Source organism: Flavobacterium sp. YO12 (genome assembly GCF_004119495.1).
GTDB lineage: Bacteria > Bacteroidota > Bacteroidia > Flavobacteriales > Flavobacteriaceae > Flavobacterium.
The window spans coordinates 1-17,252 of record NZ_NRQU01000049.1 but is presented as its reverse complement, the minus strand read 5'-3'; the positions used below and the strand labels follow the sequence as shown (position 1 = coordinate 17,252).

The 17,252-nt window shown below is 35.0% G+C and carries 13 protein-coding genes; 12 read left to right on the top strand and 1 reads right to left on the bottom strand.

Going from position 1 to position 17,252, the window contains the following annotated elements; translation table 11 throughout:
• The first annotated feature begins 9 nt into the window (after positions 1–9).
• From BOW55_RS15175 to BOW55_RS15145, 7 genes are all read left to right on the top strand, one after another.
• Positions 10–1,482, top strand: a complete 1,473-nt coding sequence (locus BOW55_RS15175) for a RagB/SusD family nutrient uptake outer membrane protein (protein WP_129024797.1) — start codon at positions 10–12, stop codon at positions 1,480–1,482.
• A 38-nt stretch (positions 1,483–1,520) separates the two neighbouring features.
• Positions 1,521–3,221 (top strand): amidohydrolase, encoded by a 1,701-nt coding sequence (locus tag BOW55_RS15170; RefSeq protein ID WP_129024796.1) that lies wholly within the window; start codon positions 1,521–1,523, stop codon positions 3,219–3,221.
• 173 nt (positions 3,222–3,394) lie between these two features.
• Positions 3,395–4,561: an LLM class flavin-dependent oxidoreductase gene (locus tag BOW55_RS15165; protein WP_129024795.1), complete on the top strand. Its 1,167-nt coding sequence runs from the start codon at positions 3,395–3,397 to the stop codon at positions 4,559–4,561.
• Positions 4,562–4,581: 20 nt separating this feature from the next.
• Positions 4,582–6,015, top strand: a complete 1,434-nt coding sequence (locus BOW55_RS15160) for an APC family permease (protein WP_129024794.1) — start codon at positions 4,582–4,584, stop codon at positions 6,013–6,015.
• 74 nt (positions 6,016–6,089) lie between these two features.
• Positions 6,090–6,902 (top strand): serine O-acetyltransferase EpsC, encoded by an 813-nt coding sequence (gene epsC / locus BOW55_RS15155; protein WP_129024793.1) that lies wholly within the window; start codon positions 6,090–6,092, stop codon positions 6,900–6,902.
• 181 nt (positions 6,903–7,083) lie between these two features.
• The gene (locus BOW55_RS15150) at positions 7,084–8,004 is read left to right on the top strand and encodes a family 2A encapsulin nanocompartment shell protein (protein WP_129024792.1); all 921 of its coding nucleotides are present in this window, start codon (positions 7,084–7,086) and stop codon (positions 8,002–8,004) included.
• Positions 7,988–9,922 carry a family 2A encapsulin nanocompartment cargo protein cysteine desulfurase gene (locus BOW55_RS15145; RefSeq protein WP_129024791.1) on the top strand — a complete coding sequence of 645 codons (1,935 nt, stop codon included), beginning with the start codon at positions 7,988–7,990 and terminating at the stop codon, positions 9,920–9,922. Before BOW55_RS15150 ends, BOW55_RS15145 begins: the two co-directional genes overlap by 17 nt.
• A gap of 134 nt (positions 9,923–10,056) precedes the next feature.
• On the opposite strand, the gene rocD is transcribed toward BOW55_RS15145, so the two are convergent.
• On the bottom strand, positions 10,057–11,307 hold the full coding sequence (gene rocD, locus BOW55_RS15140) for an ornithine--oxo-acid transaminase (protein ID WP_129024790.1): 1,251 nt from the start codon (positions 11,305–11,307) through the stop codon (positions 10,057–10,059).
• A 194-nt stretch (positions 11,308–11,501) separates the two neighbouring features.
• On the opposite strand from rocD, the gene BOW55_RS15135 reads away from it, so the two are divergent.
• The 5 genes from BOW55_RS15135 (at position 11,502) to BOW55_RS15115 (ending at position 17,179) form a co-directional block, all read left to right on the top strand.
• Positions 11,502–11,954, top strand: coding sequence for an Lrp/AsnC family transcriptional regulator (locus BOW55_RS15135; protein WP_089053257.1), 453 nt, complete (start codon positions 11,502–11,504; stop codon positions 11,952–11,954).
• A 10-nt stretch (positions 11,955–11,964) separates the two neighbouring features.
• Positions 11,965–14,166: a penicillin acylase family protein gene (locus tag BOW55_RS15130; protein ID WP_129024789.1), complete on the top strand. Its 2,202-nt coding sequence runs from the start codon at positions 11,965–11,967 to the stop codon at positions 14,164–14,166.
• Positions 14,167–14,267: 101 nt separating this feature from the next.
• Positions 14,268–15,041: a dienelactone hydrolase family protein gene (locus BOW55_RS15125; protein ID WP_129024788.1), complete on the top strand. Its 774-nt coding sequence runs from the start codon at positions 14,268–14,270 to the stop codon at positions 15,039–15,041.
• Between the two features lie 49 nt (positions 15,042–15,090).
• Entirely contained in the window at positions 15,091–16,212 is a 1,122-nt protein-coding gene (locus BOW55_RS15120) for a DUF3667 domain-containing protein (protein WP_241686588.1), read from the top strand.
• Positions 16,163–17,179, top strand: a complete 1,017-nt coding sequence (locus tag BOW55_RS15115; protein ID WP_129024787.1) for a M28 family peptidase — start codon at positions 16,163–16,165, stop codon at positions 17,177–17,179. The genes BOW55_RS15120 and BOW55_RS15115 overlap by 50 nt, the downstream gene beginning before the upstream one ends.
• Positions 17,180–17,252 lie beyond the last annotated feature (73 nt).

Here is a 17,252-nt window from a genome sequence, read left to right as displayed (position 1 = left end):
AAAAACATCATGAATTTCAATTATAAAAATTATAGAAAAAGCATCACAAAAGCCTTTATTATTACTCCATTTATAGCCCTATTATTGGCAGGATGCAGTGATGATTCTTTAGATACGGTGCCGGAAACAAGTATTTCTACAGAAACTGCTTTTAGCACACCTGCCAAGATTTTGGCACAGGTAAATGGACTTTATGCCCAATTAAGCAATCCGTCATTGTATGGCGGCCGATTCATTATTTTTAATGAGCAGCGAGGAAATGAATTTAGCCAAAATGACGGAAATAACTCAACTGGTGCCAATGTTTGGAATCAGTCTATAACCTCATCTGGAGATTTTGTAAACTCTGTTTGGAGTGTTGCTTATACTGCGATTAATTTTTCGAATATACTAATCGATAATTTAGCAAATACAACTGTTGTTACCGATGATTTACGCAAAAATTATATTGCCGAAGCCAAGTTTATCAGAGCCATTTCGTACCTGAGTTTAGTGCAGACTTATGCAAAACCTTACGCTCAAAATAGTGCTGCGCCAGCGCTTCCGCTGCGCTTAAAAGGAAACACATCTGGCGGACTTAATGACTTCGCTTTTAGCTCGGTTGCCGATGTTTACACTCAAATACTAAAAGATCTTGACGAAGCCGAAGCTGATTTGCCAGAAAGTTATTCAACTGCAATTCTTAACGCTTCGCGAGCACATAAAGCTACAGCGATTGCCTTAAAAACGAGAGCCTATTTAAGTAAAGGCGATTATGCAAAAGTAGTTTCAGAAGCAAGTAAGATTGTACCGCAGTCAGCACCATTTCAATATGTATCAGGAAGTTTAACACATCGTTTAGAGCCCAATATTGCAACTGTTTTTGGAGGTCTTTATGTAGGTAGCGAAGCGATATTTACCATTCCGTTTACAACTGCTGCAGAAGCACCAGGTTTACAAAGTGCTCTAGGACCAAATTACTTAACTCCAGTTCTTTATTTTAATAGTGCTGGAATTATTGCAAATGATGTTTTTGCTTCGCCAACCTCAACAGATGCTAGAAAAGCTTTAGTAATTACCAATTCAACTGGTCAGAAACTGCTAAACAAATTCAAGAAAAACAGCGCTCCTTTTACTGATTTTGTACCCGTTATTAGATACGCCGAAATCATATTAAACTATGCCGAAGCCGCTGCGCAGAATAACAATCTTCCTTTGGCTAGAACTTTATTATCTGCTGTACGAAATCGTTCTGATGCCGCCTATGTTTTTACAACTGGTGTTACGACAAAAGACGAATTGATTGCCACTATTTTAACGGAAAGAAGAATAGAATTAGTTGGCGAAGGATTCCGTACACCAGACTTATTGCGACGCGTGCAGACTCTTCCAGGAAAAACAGGAAATGCAGGTGTAGCTCCAGAAGTGCTGCCAACAGCAGGCAATTATGTTTGGGCAATTCCTAGTAATGAATTGGCTTATAACAAACTGGCTCCGAGATAAAAAAACACTTTAGAAAATATCAATAAAAAAATAACGAAATGAAAAATAATTTTAAATATCTGGCTGTAATCTTCGCTTCGACGATTATTACCGCTCAACAAAAAAATACAGCTGATAAGGTTTTTATCAATGGAAATATAATTACTGTTGATGCCAAAAGCAGCACAGCACAAGCCGTTGCAGTAAGTAATGGAAAAATTCTGGCAGTTGGCAGCAATAGCACAATTGAAAAACTAAAAGACAAAAAAACAATTGTTGTTGACTTAAAAGGCAAAACTGTGGTTCCCGGATTTATTGACGGACACAGCCATTTTATGGGATTATCAAGATCGACTACCGTAAATGTAGGTTCACCGCCAATGGGTACAGTTAAAAACATTGCCGATTTGGTAAGTCGTATTCAGGATTTTCAGAAGCAAAAAAATCTCGCTCCAGGCGAATGGATTGATGCTTATGGATACGATCAAGATCAATTAGAAGAAAAAAGACATCCTAATAAAGAAGATCTTGATGCTGCATTTCCTAATAATCCCGTAACGATTACGAACATCAACGGGCATATGTCTGTTTCAAATTCTTATGCTTTAAAAATTTCAGGAATTGATGCAAGTACTCCAAACCCAGCCGGCGGTGCCATCGAAAGAAAAAAAGGCACAAATGAACCTACAGGTTTATTACAAGAAAATGCCAGTAGATTATTAAAAAGACCTGCAAAACCAGCACCATCTTTAGAAGAGCAGATAAAAAGTTTAAATGAACAGCAATTATTTTATGCAAGCAATGGTATTACCACAGCTCAGGATGGATATACAAGTTATGAGTCACTGCAATTATTGCATAAAGCAGCCGAAAAAAATGCTTTGTTTATTGATATTGAAGCATTACCTGGCTATCCAACTTTAGAAAAAGTACTAGAAAATCCTGAGTTTAAATTTGGTATACTGAAAAATCACTTAAAACTAGCAGGAACAAAAATGATTGCCGATGGTTCTCCACAAGGTAAAACAGCTTTTTTTAGTAAATCATATTTAGTAGAAGTACCAGGTTGTAATCATGATCAATGTACAGGTTTCCCAAACATTACACAAGATCAATTTAATGACCTTGTAATTAAAGCTTTTCAAAACAATGTTCGTCCGTTTGTGCATTGCAACGGAGATGCGACCATCGATATGTATTTAAAAGCAATCGAAAATGCTAATAAATCTTTAAACACAAACAGTAACGATCGCAGACCCGTAACTATTCACTCACAATTTGTACGACCAGATCAATTAGACGGCTACAAAAAACTGGGTATAATTGCCGCTTTATTTAGTAATCACGCCTTTTTTTGGGGAGACGTACACGTTCGCAACTTAGGTCCAGAAAGAGCAAACTTCTTAAGCCCTTTAAAAACAGCTATTAAAAAAGGAGTTGTCGCTACAAACCATACTGATTATCCTGTTACACCGCTAAACCAATTGTTTTTGCTGTGGACATCTGTAGAAAGAAAATCACGTTCTGGACAAGTTATTGGTCCTGACGAACGCCTTACTCCTATCGAAGGTTTACGCGCTATTACCATAAACGGAGCATATCAATATTTTGAAGAAAACAGCAAAGGTTCTATAGAAACTGGAAAACTAGCTGATTTAGTGGTTCTTTCTGATGATTTAACTAAAGTTGAGCCTTCTAAAATAAAAGACATAATTGTTTTGGAAACGATTAAAGAAGGAAAAACAGTTTTTAAAAAATAACTATTTAAAACTTAAAAAAATGAATCAGATCAACATTAATCCTGCACCAGCTGTATCAATGAGAACACCAAAAAAGTCTTCTGAATTTTTCTGGTTTAGTGAAACTGATACAATAAACTCACAAGATAAAAAGAATACAAAAATAAAAAAGAGCTTAAAAAAGAAGAAAAAAAATGATTGAGGGAAAAATTGAAACTGTCGCCATTAGAACACCCGAAAGAGTCGCAGAGATTTCTTGGTTTAATGATATTATTGGCGGCGATACAGAATATTTAGGCATTTTAGACAATGATCGTCGCAGCAGCTACGAGCATTGCCGTGACATTACGCTGGAAGCTGAAAAATTAGGTTTCAGCAATATTTTATATCCATCTGCTTATACTGTCGGTCAAGACGGATTGGCTTTTGCGGCAAGTGTTGCGCCCGAAACCAACAAAATTACATTTTTGCTCGCAATTCGTACCGGCGAAGTACATCCGCCCATGTTAGCGCGAGCCATTTCTTCGCTGGATCATATGCTGAAAGGAAGACTGATTTTGAATATCATTAATTCTGATTTACCCGGAACACGCGAAGATCCAAATGTAAGATACCAAAGATGTTCTGAAGTAATTCAGATTTTACAGCAAGGCTGGACGCAAGACCGAATCTCTCACAAAGGCGAAATTTATCAGTTTGATCTGCCTTCTGATCCTGTAAAATCGTATCAGCAAAACGGTGGTCCGTTATTGTATTTTGGAGGAACTTCACCTGGTTCCAGAGCTGTTTGCGCCAAACATTGCGATGTGTTTTTGACTTGGCCGGAATCTGAAGAATCGATGTATGCCACTCTTAAGGAAATGAGCGAACGCGCTGCTGCTGAAGGAAGAACTATTGATTTTGGATTAAGAATACATGTAATTGTTCGTGAAACACAAGAAGAAGCAAAAGCTTACGCCAAAAAACTGATTTCAAAGTTTGACGAAAAGCGAGGTTTAGAAATTAGAAGCCGCGGTGAAGATTCACGTTCATTAGGTGTTTTAAAACAAGACGAATTAAGAGAAACTGCAGATGATGATGGTTATGTCGAGGATATTTTATGGACAGATATTGGTAAAGTTTTTTCTGGCTGCGGAAGCGGTTTAGTTGGAAGTGCTGATCAAATTATAGAAAAACTAAATCGCTATATGGATATGGGTTTTCGTTCTTTCATTTTCTCAGGATTTCCTTTGATTGAAGAAGCCAACTATTTTGCAAAACTAGTTTTACCCCGTTTACCAAATGCCTCTTTACCGCATTTACAAGGAAGAATTCCGCAAGAAACACCTACAACACCTTTAACCAATGCTGAATTGGTTTAGTTATAAAAATAAAATTTAGAATGTCTGAAATAGAAAAAAAACAAGAATACAAAAGAGAACTCGGTCTTGCCGATGCAGCCTTATTGGTTGCCAGCGGAATGATTGGTTCTGGAATTTTTATTGTGAGTGCTGATGTTACCCGAAACGTAGGATCAGCAGGATGGCTTATTTTAGTTTGGCTCATTGGCGGTTTCATGACTTTGATCGCTGCGGTAAGTTATGGTGAATTAAGCGGTATGTTTCCTAAATCAGGAGGTCAATATGTTTATTTAAAAGAAGCTTACAATCCTCTTGTTGCTTTTGTTTACGGCTGGAGTTTATTTACGGTTATTCAAACAGGAACAATTGCCGCAGTTTGTGTTTCGTTCTTTAAATTTCTGGCTTACTTTTTTCCGTTTTTTAGTGAAGATTTGATTGCTTTTAGAATTGGAGAATCGTTTACAATTTCTCCGGCACAGCTCTCCTCTATTGTCTTGTTATTTATTCTGACTTATATAAATACCAAAGGTGTAAAACTAGGAAAGGTCATTCAGAAGTTTTTTACAGGAACTAAGTTGATCAGCTTATTAGCATTAATTATTTTCGGATTTATATTTTTTAAACCCGAAATCTGGCAGACAAACTGGACGAATCCATTTCATCTTCAAAAGCTAAATCCTGACGGCACTTTTTTACAATATACGAATACACCAGCATTTTGGGGTGCAATAGCTTCGGCATTAGTAGGAACGGTAATTAGTTACGACGCATGGAACAATGTAACTTTTGTATCTGACGAAATAAAAAATCCAAAACGCAATATTGGTTTGAGTTTACTTCTAGGAACTGCAGTTGTAACCCTAATTTATGTTTCATTAAATGTAATGTTTACCGCTGTTTTACCTGTTGAAGCTATTGGAACACCAGAAAAAGATCGCGTTGGAATTGCGGCTGCGCAGGCTATTTTTGGTTCAAGCGGAACTTCGATTATTGCCTTAATGATTTTAATTGCTTCGTTTGGTTGTGCTAACGGAATGATTTTATCGGGCGCAAGAGTTTATCAAAGTATGGCAAAAGACGGTTTGTTCTTCAAAAAAACGGCGATATTAAACAAACATTCAGTTCCTGCAAATGCACTTTGGATACAGTTTTTTATGGCCGTAATTTTGAGTTTAAGCGGACGTTACGGCAATTTGCTAGACATGATTTCTTTTGTCGTGGTTTTGTTTTACGTTATCACTATTGCTGGAATTTTTGTGCTGCGTATTAACAAACCTAAACACGAACGCCCTTATAAAGCTTTTGGATATCCGTTTTTGCCCGCCATTTATATTCTTTTAGGATCAGCTTTTTGCATTTTATTAATCATTTACAAACCTACTTACACTTGGCCTGGATTGATCATTGCAGGAATTGGAATACCTGTTTATTATATAAGAGAGAAATTTTCGACACCTAAAAACTCAGACATTTAGCCTATTTTAAAAGTACAAATTCAGATTAGTTGATTTCTCGTAAATGTTAGTTACTAACCAAAAAACACTTTATTATGAATTCATTTTATCAAGAAATAGCAAAACAGCATCAGGAATTACTAATACTTCCAGAGAAGAAATTAATCCACCTGTTTATTGATGACTTATTCGTCATTTTGTTTTCAAATACGTCAAAATCATACGAATCTGAAGCTACAATTAAATACAAATTCAATCAATTGAAAAAGCGTTTTGATGAATTAGTTCAAGATTTTTCGCAAAGAAACGATCCTGATAAAGAGCAGACACTGACTTTTTTTAACGCCATACCGCATTTGCATAAAAAGACGATAAATGATGCTTTAAGCATTTTTACAAAAGATCCAGCCGCAAAATCGCTCGAAGAAGTATTGTATTCATATCCCGGCTTTTTTGCTATTGCGATATACCGATTTTCACATCAATTATGGAAACAGGATTTAAAGCTTTTAGCAAGAACTATCTCAGAATATGCACATATTAAAACCAGTATAGAAATTCATCCGGGCGCACAAATAGGAAATGATTTTGCAATTGACCACGGAACTGGAATTGTAATTGGAGAAACCACTGTTATAGGCGATAATGTACAACTTTTTCAAGGTGTTACGCTGGGTGCTTTGAGTGTAAAAAAAGAAGATGCTTTCATTAAAAGACATCCAACTATTGAGAACAATGTTATTATTTATTCGAACAGCACCATTTTGGGCGGACAAACGGTTGTAGGAAGCGATTCGATCATTGGCGGAAATGTCTGGCTTACTTATACTGTCCCGTCAAATTCAATCGTATATCACAAAAATGAAATTAAAATAAAAGACAATAATTCTATTGCATTTAGTGAATAACCGATTCATAAACACTGTATATCAATAATTTAAAAACAATTTTACCATAAATTAAATCCAATTTATTTTGAGTGCTTTTATTTTTAATCTAAATTTATATATCAAATTAAAAAAATTTTCTAAACATCTAATAATAAGCATTTTTAATCAAAAATCAATTAACCTTTTAAACCTTTAAATCATGGCGGAATCAAAACAACAGCAGACCGCATTAGGAGATGTAGCTGCTAGACAATTAGCAATTGCTACACGTACAGTTCCTCAAATTGGAACTATCAGTCCACGCTGGCTGACGCATCTTTTACATTGGACTCCCGTAGAATCTGGAGTTTTTCGTTTGAACAAAGTAAAAGATGCCAATCATATACAAGTTGACTGTTCTGCACGAGACGAAAGGGTTTTACCAAATACCTTTGTTGATTATATCGAGAATCCTCGAGAATATAATCTTGCTGCCGTACAAACTATTGTCGAAGTACATACTCGTGTTTCTGACTTGTACAGCAAACCTTATAATCAAATTTCTGAGCAGCTTCGACTGGCAATAGAAACGATTAAAGAGCGTCAGGAAAGCGAATTAATCAATAACAAAGATTATGGCTTATTGAGTAATGTTGCACCCTCTCAAATTATAAAAACCAGAACGGGCGCACCAACTCCAGACGATTTAGACGAGTTACTGACTAAAGTATGGAAAGAACCTGGTTTTTTCTTGCTGCATCCATTAGCTATTGCTGCTTTTGGACGCGAATGTACACGTCGTGGTGTACCGCCGCCAACTACGTCTTTATTTGGATCTCAATTTTTGACTTGGAGAGGTATTCCGCTGATTCCATCGGATAAACTGCCAATTAAAAACGGAAAATCAAAAATCATTTTATTGCGTACCGGCGAAAGTCGTCAAGGTGTTATCGGTCTTATTCAACCGGGACTGCAAGGCGAGCAATCTCCGGGATTATCAGTTCGTTTTATGGGAATAAACGAAAAAGCAATTGCCTCTTATTTGGTATCTCTTTATTGTTCATTAGCCATTTTAGTAGATGATGCGATCGCAGTTTTAGAAGATGTAGAAATAGGCAAATATCATGAGTACAAATACTAACAATAACAGCTTGCCAAACATTGACGATTTACAGCATTTAGCCAACGAATTGTTCAAGGCGCTGCCTAACGAGTTTCCTAAAGAAATCTCGTTAAGTCCAGATCGCAATGAACATCCTCGTGCCGCAAAAGTTGTACAAACGTTTTTGCAAACTGGCAATTTAGGCAGCGGTGACCCTCCAATTTCATCACAAAGCACAGTAAACGCCCCTTCGGCTTTGCCTGCAATTAGTGGTTTTGGAGCCTCACCTACAGTTGCAAATTATGGTTCAGGAGCTTCAGCATTATATCCTAATGCCGGAGCAGGATTTGATCCTAATAGCGGCGTTACAACATCGGGAGTTCAGGAAGATTATAATTTAAACCTCAACAATCCGCATACTAGTTTTTATGATACTAATTTGAAAAACGCAGTAACTCCACAATTAAATGAAGAAAGCTTTTTTTCACAGTTGCTCTTAAACAATGAATATCTGCCATTTCAAACAGAAAATTCGTCTTTTGAGACTGAACTAAAAGCAGCTTTAGCATTTGTTGATACACAATTTACAAAACGTGAAGCTTTTCCATTTAATGGAAATGACGCTGCAAATTCATATTACTTTTTAGATCAAAATCCGTTTGCTTTTGATAAAAGAAATACAAATGCAGTAGTTGGAAATACTTTTGACCACAAAGAAATTAACGGTTTTACAACTTCTCATTTTGATGCCAATTTGATCAAAAAGGATTTTCCAATTTTAAGCGAAACGGTAAATGGAAAACCACTAGTTTGGTTTGATAATGCGGCTACCACTCAAAAACCAAAATCGGTAATTGAGCGTATTGCTTATTTCTATGAACATGAAAACTCAAACATTCATCGTGCAGCACATGAATTAGCCGCAAGAGCTTCTGATGCTTATGAAGCAGCTCGTGAAAAAGTAAAAACATTCTTGAATGCCTCTTCGGTAAACGAAATTGTTTTTGTGCGAGGTGCAACAGAAGCAATAAATTTAGTTGCGTGTACTTGGGGTGATCAAAATTTGAGTGCCGGCGATGAAATTATCGTAAGTAATTTAGAACATCACGCCAATATAGTTCCGTGGAAACGACTAGCAGACAAAAAAGGTTTAAAACTTAGAGTAATTCCTGTTGATGACGATGGTCAGATTTTGCTGGATGAATATGCAAAACTGCTAAACTCAAAAACACGTTTGGTTGCTTTTACACAAGTTTCAAACGCACTTGGTACCGTAACTCCTGCTAAAAGAATTACTGAAATGGCGCATGCTGTAGGTGCCAAAGTTCTAATAGACGGCGCACAATCCGTTTCGCACATGAAAGTTGATGTACAGGATTTAAATCCAGATTGGCTCGTATTTTCTGGACATAAGCTTTTTGGTCCAACCGGAATTGGCGCTTTGTATGGTAAAGAAGATTTATTAAATGAAATGCCACCGTATCAATCTGGCGGAAACATGATTCAGGATGTAACTTTTGAGGAAATAAAATACCACAAAGCTCCTAATCGTTTTGAAGCTGGAACAGGAAATATTGCAGATGCTATTGGTCTTGGCGCAGCAATCGATTATGTTACCAAATTAGGTATCGATGCCATTGGACAATACGAGCATTATTTACTGGAATACGCAACAAATCTTTTAAAAGAAATTCCAGGTGTACGATTGATTGGAACTGCAAAAGATAAAGCGAGTGTATTGTCTTTTAACTTACAAGGTTACAGCAATGATCAAGTTGGACAGGCTTTGAATAAAGAAGGTGTTGCAGTACGTACCGGTCATCATTGCGCACAGCCTATTTTACGACGAATGGGAGTTGAAACTACAGTTCGTCCTTCATTGGCTTTTTACAATACCACACAAGACGTTGATACTTTTATCAAAACATTGTGGGAACTTAAAAAAGTAAGATTTTAATATAATTAAGAGTAAATGTCTCACGCATCTATTCGACGAGATAATTACTTTTTTTGATATTTTAAGTAATTATAACCAAAAGGCGATTGTAGTTAAACAATCGCCTTTTTATATAATAAAGTAAGCTGAATTAATTACTTAAATTCATTCAATGATTTTTCGATTATAACCAGACATTCTTGTATTTGAGTTTCTGTCATTACCAAAGGTGGTGCTAATCTAATTTTATTACCATGAGTTGGTTTTGCAAGCAGTCCGTTATCTCTAAATTTTAGACAAATCTGCCAAGCTAAATCAGAATCTTCATCGCAGTTAATAACAATAGCATTCAAAAGTCCTTTACCGCGAACCAGTGTAATTAAATTATTTCTTTCAGCGATTTCGTTTAATCCCTTTCTTAAAATAATACCTAAACGCTCTGCATTTTCAGCAAGATTTTCTTCTTTTACAACTTCCAAAGCTGCAATTGCAACAGCCGCCGCAACAGGATTTCCTCCAAAAGTAGATCCATGCTGACCCGGTTTAATGACATTCATAATTTCGTCATTACATAAAACAGCCGAAACTGGATAAACTCCGCCCGAAATGGCTTTACCCAAAATCAAAATATCAGGCTGTACATTTTCATGGTGAACCGCTAATAATTTTCCTGTACGCGCAATTCCTGTTTGAACCTCATCGGCAATAAATAAAACATTATGTTTTTCGCACAGTGCTTTTGCTTTTGCTAAATATCCTTCAGACGGTACATAAACACCAGCTTCACCTTGAATTGGCTCTACTAAAAATCCTGCAATAGTTTTTGATGATTCTAAAGCTTTTTCAAGTGCTTCAAGATTATCATATTCAATTTTTATAAATCCATCTGTAAACGGTCCAAAGTTTTTACGAGCCGATTCATCATTAGAAAACGAAATAATTGTAGTTGTTCTTCCGTGAAAATTATTCTCGCAAACAATGATCTGCGCTTGATTTTCTGGAATCCCTTTTACTTCATAAGCCCATTTACGACATACTTTAAGAGCGGTTTCAACAGCTTCTGCACCTGTATTCATTGGTAAAACTTTATCAAAACCAAAATACTTCGTTACAAATTCTTCGTAGTTTCCTAATTTATCATTGTAAAAAGCACGAGAAGTAAGCGTCAATTTTTGAGCTTGATCAACCATTGCTTTCACAATTTTAGGATGACAATGCCCTTGATTTACTGCTGAATATGCCGATAAAAAATCATAATACTTTTTCCCGTCAACATCCCATACATAAACGCCTTCTCCCTTTTCTAAAACCACAGGAAGCGGATGGTAATTGTGAGCTCCGTATTTATTCTCTTTCTCGATTAAAATCTCAGATTTTGCCGAAAGTATTTCTTGAGTATTTGCCATGATAATTTCTTTTTTACTTCTGCAAAAGTATAAAAATTATTTATTTTAAATCAAAAACAAGACAATTTAACTTAAAAATAGCTTTTAAAAAACCAAAACATTAATTTTAAAACACATATTAAGTCATTTTGTTTTTATAATTACCCAGACAAATCAGACTTATTTTTATCTTTACAGAAAATAAAAATTTTCGCATGGATATTTTAGATGAGTTTGACGTAAAAATTATCAAAGAATTAGAAAAAGATGGCAGAATAGCTTATTCGACAATTGCTTCTAATTTGAAGATTTCGAATACAATGGTGCATCAACGTATTAATCGTTTATTTGAACAAGGCATAATTGCAGGCATCAAACCTATTTTAAATGAAAAGCAAATTGGCTATGACTGGGCTTCCTTTACCGGAATTACACTCAATAAAGATTCTGACTCGGAAAGAATTATTGAAGCCTTAAAAGCAATTCCAGAGATCACAGAATGTTATTTTGTAACTGGATCTTTTACGCTTTACCTTAAGATTACGGCAAAAAACCACGAGCATATGCGAAAAATATTATACGAAAAAATCGATAATATCCCTGGAATTGCAAAAACAGACTCGATGGTTGAATTAGGATGTGCCTTTAAACGAAATGTATCCTTGTAAAAAAAACAATATGATTTATTCTGCTAAATTGTTACAAACAACACTTCTTTTTTGCTGCTTTTCTATGTTTGTTTTTTCTCAAAATCTAAGTAAAAAAGACATTGCAAAATTACAGGAAACGGCACAAAAAGTAACCATAATTCGTGATAATTGGGGAATTCCTCATATTTATGGAAAAACGGATGCTGCGACTGTTTTTGGTTTAATGTATGCACAATGCGAAGATGACTTTAAACGTGTTGAGATGAATTATATCGAAAAACTAGGTCGTCTTTCTGAAATAAAAGGACAATCTGTTTTATATAATGATTTAGAAATAAAACTTTTAATAGATATTAACGAAGCTAAAACCGATTATAAAAATGCCGCTCCATGGCTCAAAAAACTATTGGATAGTTATGCTGATGGAATCAATTTTTACTTATACAAACATCCTGAAGTAAAACCTCTTTTACTAACTCATTTCGAGCCTTGGTTTCCTTTACTTTGGACAGATGGCAGTATTGGTGCAATTAGTACAGCCGATCTTTCAGTAGGAGAATTAAAAGCTTTTTACTCGGGCAGTAATGAAAAAACAGCCTACGTAGAAAGAGAAAAAAATGTACAGACTGGTTCAAATGGATTTGCCTTTGCTCCTTCAAAAACGGCTTCTGGAAATGCTATTCTTTATATTAATCCTCATACTACTTTTTATTTTAGACCCGAAGTACAAGTTTCGAGTGAAGAAGGTTTAAATGCTTATGGCGCCGTGACCTGGGGGCAATTTTTTATCTATCAAGGATTTAATGAAAACTGCGGCTGGATGCACACTTCTTCAAATGTAGATGTTGCCGATATGTATGCGGAAAAAATTATTTTGAAAAAAAATAAACTGTTCTACGAATACGACAAAAAATTAATTCCTGTAATTGAGAAAGAAATCACCATTAAGTATTTAGAGGATGGAAAACTAGTTCCTAAAACATTTAAAACTTATTTTACCAATAATGGTCCAATAATGGCTAAACGAGACGGAAAATGGATAAGTTTAAAATCTAATAACCGCTCAATGAATAGTTTAATTCAAAGCTGGGTTAGAACTAAATCAACAGATTTTAACGACTATAAAAAAGCAATGGATTTGAAAGCCAATACTTCCAACAATACTGTTTATGCGGACAGTAAAGGAAATATTGCTTATTGGCATGGAAACTTTATTCCGGTAAGAGATAAAAAACTCAATTGGTCAAAAGTAGTTGACGGATCGATTTCTGCGACACAATGGAAAGGACTGCACGACGTGAATGAAACAGTTCATTTGTATAATCCAACAAATGGCTGGCTTCAAAACTGTAACTCAACACCATACACCGCTGCAGGAACTAACAGTCCAAAAAAAGAAGACTACCCTGCCTATATGGCTCCTGATGGAGAAAATTTTAGGGGAATAAATGCTGTTCGTATTTTTAGCCAAGACAAAAAATACACTTTAGACGAAGTTATTACAGACGGTTACGATTCTAAACTATCTATTTTTGAAATCTTAATTCCTGCTTTAACAGAAGTTTTCGAAAAAAATATAAAACCAACTGATGCAGCCTACATTGAACTTGCTGAACCAATCTCTATTTTAAAAAACTGGGATTATTATGCCAAAGAAAATTCTATAGCAACAACTCTAGCAGTCGAATGGGCATACAAACTAGATCCTATCATTCAAAAAGCTTATGTTAATGAAGGAGAAACTGATCAGGTAGAAAACACTAAAAAATTTGCTAAAAATGCGACTGCAGACCAATTAGTTCCACAATTGCAGGCAGTAGTAAAAGATCTAAAAGCAAAATGGGGAACATGGCAGATTCCGTGGGGAGAAATTAATCGTTTTCAACGTTCTAATGGTGATATTAATTTAAAATACGACGATTCGAAACCAAGTTTACCAATTGCTTATGGCCCCGGTTCTTGGGGAAGTCTTCCTTCTTTTAAAAGCAGTTACCAAAATGGTTCTAAAAAACGTTACGGTTACAATGGCAATAGTTTTGTCTGCGTGGTTGAATTTGGATCAAAGATAAAAGCGAAATCTTTATTAGCAGGAGGAAATAGCGGTGACATAAACTCAAAACATTTTTTTGATCAAGCCCAAATGTATCAAAATGGACAATTTAAAGATGTTTTATTTTATAAAGAGGACGTCGAAAAAAATGCAGAACGTACTTATCATCCAGGAGAATAATCTCTAAAGTCTGCTTTAAATAAACAAACCTCAGAAGAAATGTCTTTTGAGGTTTTTTTTTATTGTAATATTCCTCATATTTGTCTTAAAAATATCATTTTATGAAAATCATACAGCTATTTGTTTTAGGAATTTTACTAAATACTACTCTAATGAATGCACAATTGAAACCAATAAAATATTCTGACGGCAAGCAGGTTTTAAATGGCTTATATATAAAAGCGGCTAAAAAAAGTATCGAAAACCCAAGCATTTTATTGCTTCCAGCATGGCTTGGAATTGATTCTGCTTCTAAAGGAATTGCCGAAAATTTAGCCAAACTGGGCTATAATGTTTTTATAGCTGATATTTATGGCGAAGGAAATGTTCCTAAAAACACTTCTGAAGCTGGAAAACAAGCCGGTTATTATAAAACAAATTATGAAGTATACCAAAAAAGAATTGATATTGCACTTTATGAATTAATAAAATTAGGCGCAAACCAAGACAATATTGCCGCTATTGGGTATTGTTTTGGAGGAACAGGAGTTTTAGAAGCCGCTCGCGGAGGTTTAAAACTTAAAGGTGTTGCTTCGTTTCATGGAGGTTTAGGAAAAGATGCTTCTAGAAAAACCGAACCAATTACTACTAAAGTTCTTATTTGTCATGGTGCTGATGATCCGTTTGTATCAAAAGATGAAGTGGCATCATTTCAGCAGGAAATGCGTGATTCTAAAGCCGATTGGCAGATGATTTATTATGCAAATTCGGTACACTCGTTTACAAATCCTGAAGCTGGAAATGATAATTCAAAAGGTGCTGCTTATAATCCCGTTGCGGCAAAAAGAGCGTTTGAGCATTTACAGCTTTTTCTAAATGAAGTGCTTAAAAAGTAAATCTTAAAATACCAATCAAAAAACCAAAATCAAAACAATTAATACACCAATGTCACACAACAAAATTAGAGAAGACAAAACCTGCTTGAACTGCAGACATGTTGTTGAACAAAAGTTCTGTCCTAACTGCGGACAAGAAAACAGTGATTCCCGTAAAACTTTTCATCATTTATTTATTCATTTCATTGAAGATCTAACACACTATGAAAATGCATTTTGGAAAACAATAAAAAACCTTCTTTTAAAACCTTCAACTTTAACTAAAGAATATCTTTCAGGAAAACGATTATCCTATTTGGCTCCGGTAAGACTTTATATTTTTATAAGTTTTATAACCTTTCTGTTAATAGCTATGTTTCCTATTCATGTAGAAGAAGACACAAGCGAATCTGTAAAAACAGAAAAGGTTCAAAAAGAAATTTCAAAGCAGACAAATTCATTAAAAGAAAATGAAAACGTAAAAGCCTTATTAAATTCTGAATCAGTATCACCAGAAGACAAAAAAGCGATTCAGAATATGCTGGACAATCCAAAATCAAGTGACGATAGTCTTATCAATTTAGGATACAAATCTGTTAAACAAATCGACTCCATTCAAAAATATGGTTCAAAATCCGAGAAACTTTCTGATTTTAGTTATTGGATAAACAGAAAAATACAAATCATAAAGGATAAAAATACGAATCAAGAACTTTTCAATAAATTCATAGAGTCTTTTATACATAACTTACCCAAAGTTTTGTTTATTATCATGCCATTTTTCGCTTTCTTTTTATGGATCTTTCATAATAAAAAGCGTTGGTACTATTTTGACCATGGTATATTTACGCTGCATTATTTTTCGTTTTTACTACTGATTTTTCTAGTACTTTTCTCCGTTGGAAAAATAGGAAACGCAATAAACAATTCTTTTCTTTCTATCGTAATTGACTGTTTCACATTTGCAGGAGTCATGTGGGCGTTTTATTATTTTTTCCCAGCGCATCATAGATTTTACGGAGAATCGAGAATTGTATCCTTTACCAAAAGCGTAGTATTATTTTTCATAAATTCATTTTTTTATTCTATTTTTACTAATTGCTTTTGCTTTTTACACATTTATCAATTTACACTAATACCAAATGAAAAAAATTGTAGTTTTATTATTAATTGCCTCAGCGTTTTCGTGTAAAAACACCCAATCTGCTGCATCAAAAGACAACTCAGATCCAACGAAATACTTAAACTCGATTTCTGAAAAAGACCTAAAAAAAATGCTGTATGTTGTTGCATCAGATGAAATGCAAGGTCGAGAAACGGGTTCTCCCGGACAAAAAAAGGCTGGATTATATATGATTGAGCAATACAAAAAAAGCGGTGTTTCATTCCCAAAAGGAGCAAAAGATTATTACCAGCATATCCCTGCATCTTTCCTAAATGCAAGACGTAACGAAAACTTACCAGACTCTGAAAACATCTGGGCATATATTGAAGGATCTGAAAAACCAAATGAAGTTTTAGTAATTTCAGCGCATTACGACCACGTAGGCATTAAAGGTGAAGACATATATAACGGTGCCGATGATGACGGTTCTGGAACTGTTGCGGTTATAGAAATGGCTAAGGCATTTGCCAAAGCAAAAAAACAAGGGCACGGACCAAAACGTTCAATTTTATTCCTTCACGTAACTGGCGAAGAACATGGTTTACATGGTTCACGTTATTACTCTGAAAATCCTTTATTTCCACTTGCCAATACTGTTGCCGATATCAATATTGATATGATTGGTCGTCGTGACGTAGAACATGCTAAAACAAACAATTATGTTTATGTAATTGGTGCTGATCGATTATCATCGGATTTACACAATGCTGTAGTATCTCAAAATGAAAAATACACTAAAGTAGATTTAGATTTTAAATTCAATGATCCAAAAGATCCAAATCATTTCTACGAGCGTTCTGATCATTATAACTTTGCTAAACATGGTATTCCTTCTGTTTTCTTCTTCAACGGAGTTCACGAAGATTACCACGGAAAAGACGACAATCCTGAAAAAATTGAATACGACGCTTTAACTAAAAGAACAAAACTTGCTTTTGTTGTTGCTTGGGATTTAGCTAATAGAGAAAATAGACCTGTAGTTGATAAGAAATAAGGTTCTTATTTTTAAGGCACAAAGGTTCAGAGTTACAAAGGTTCAGAGTTTTTTCTAACTTTATATCACAAAA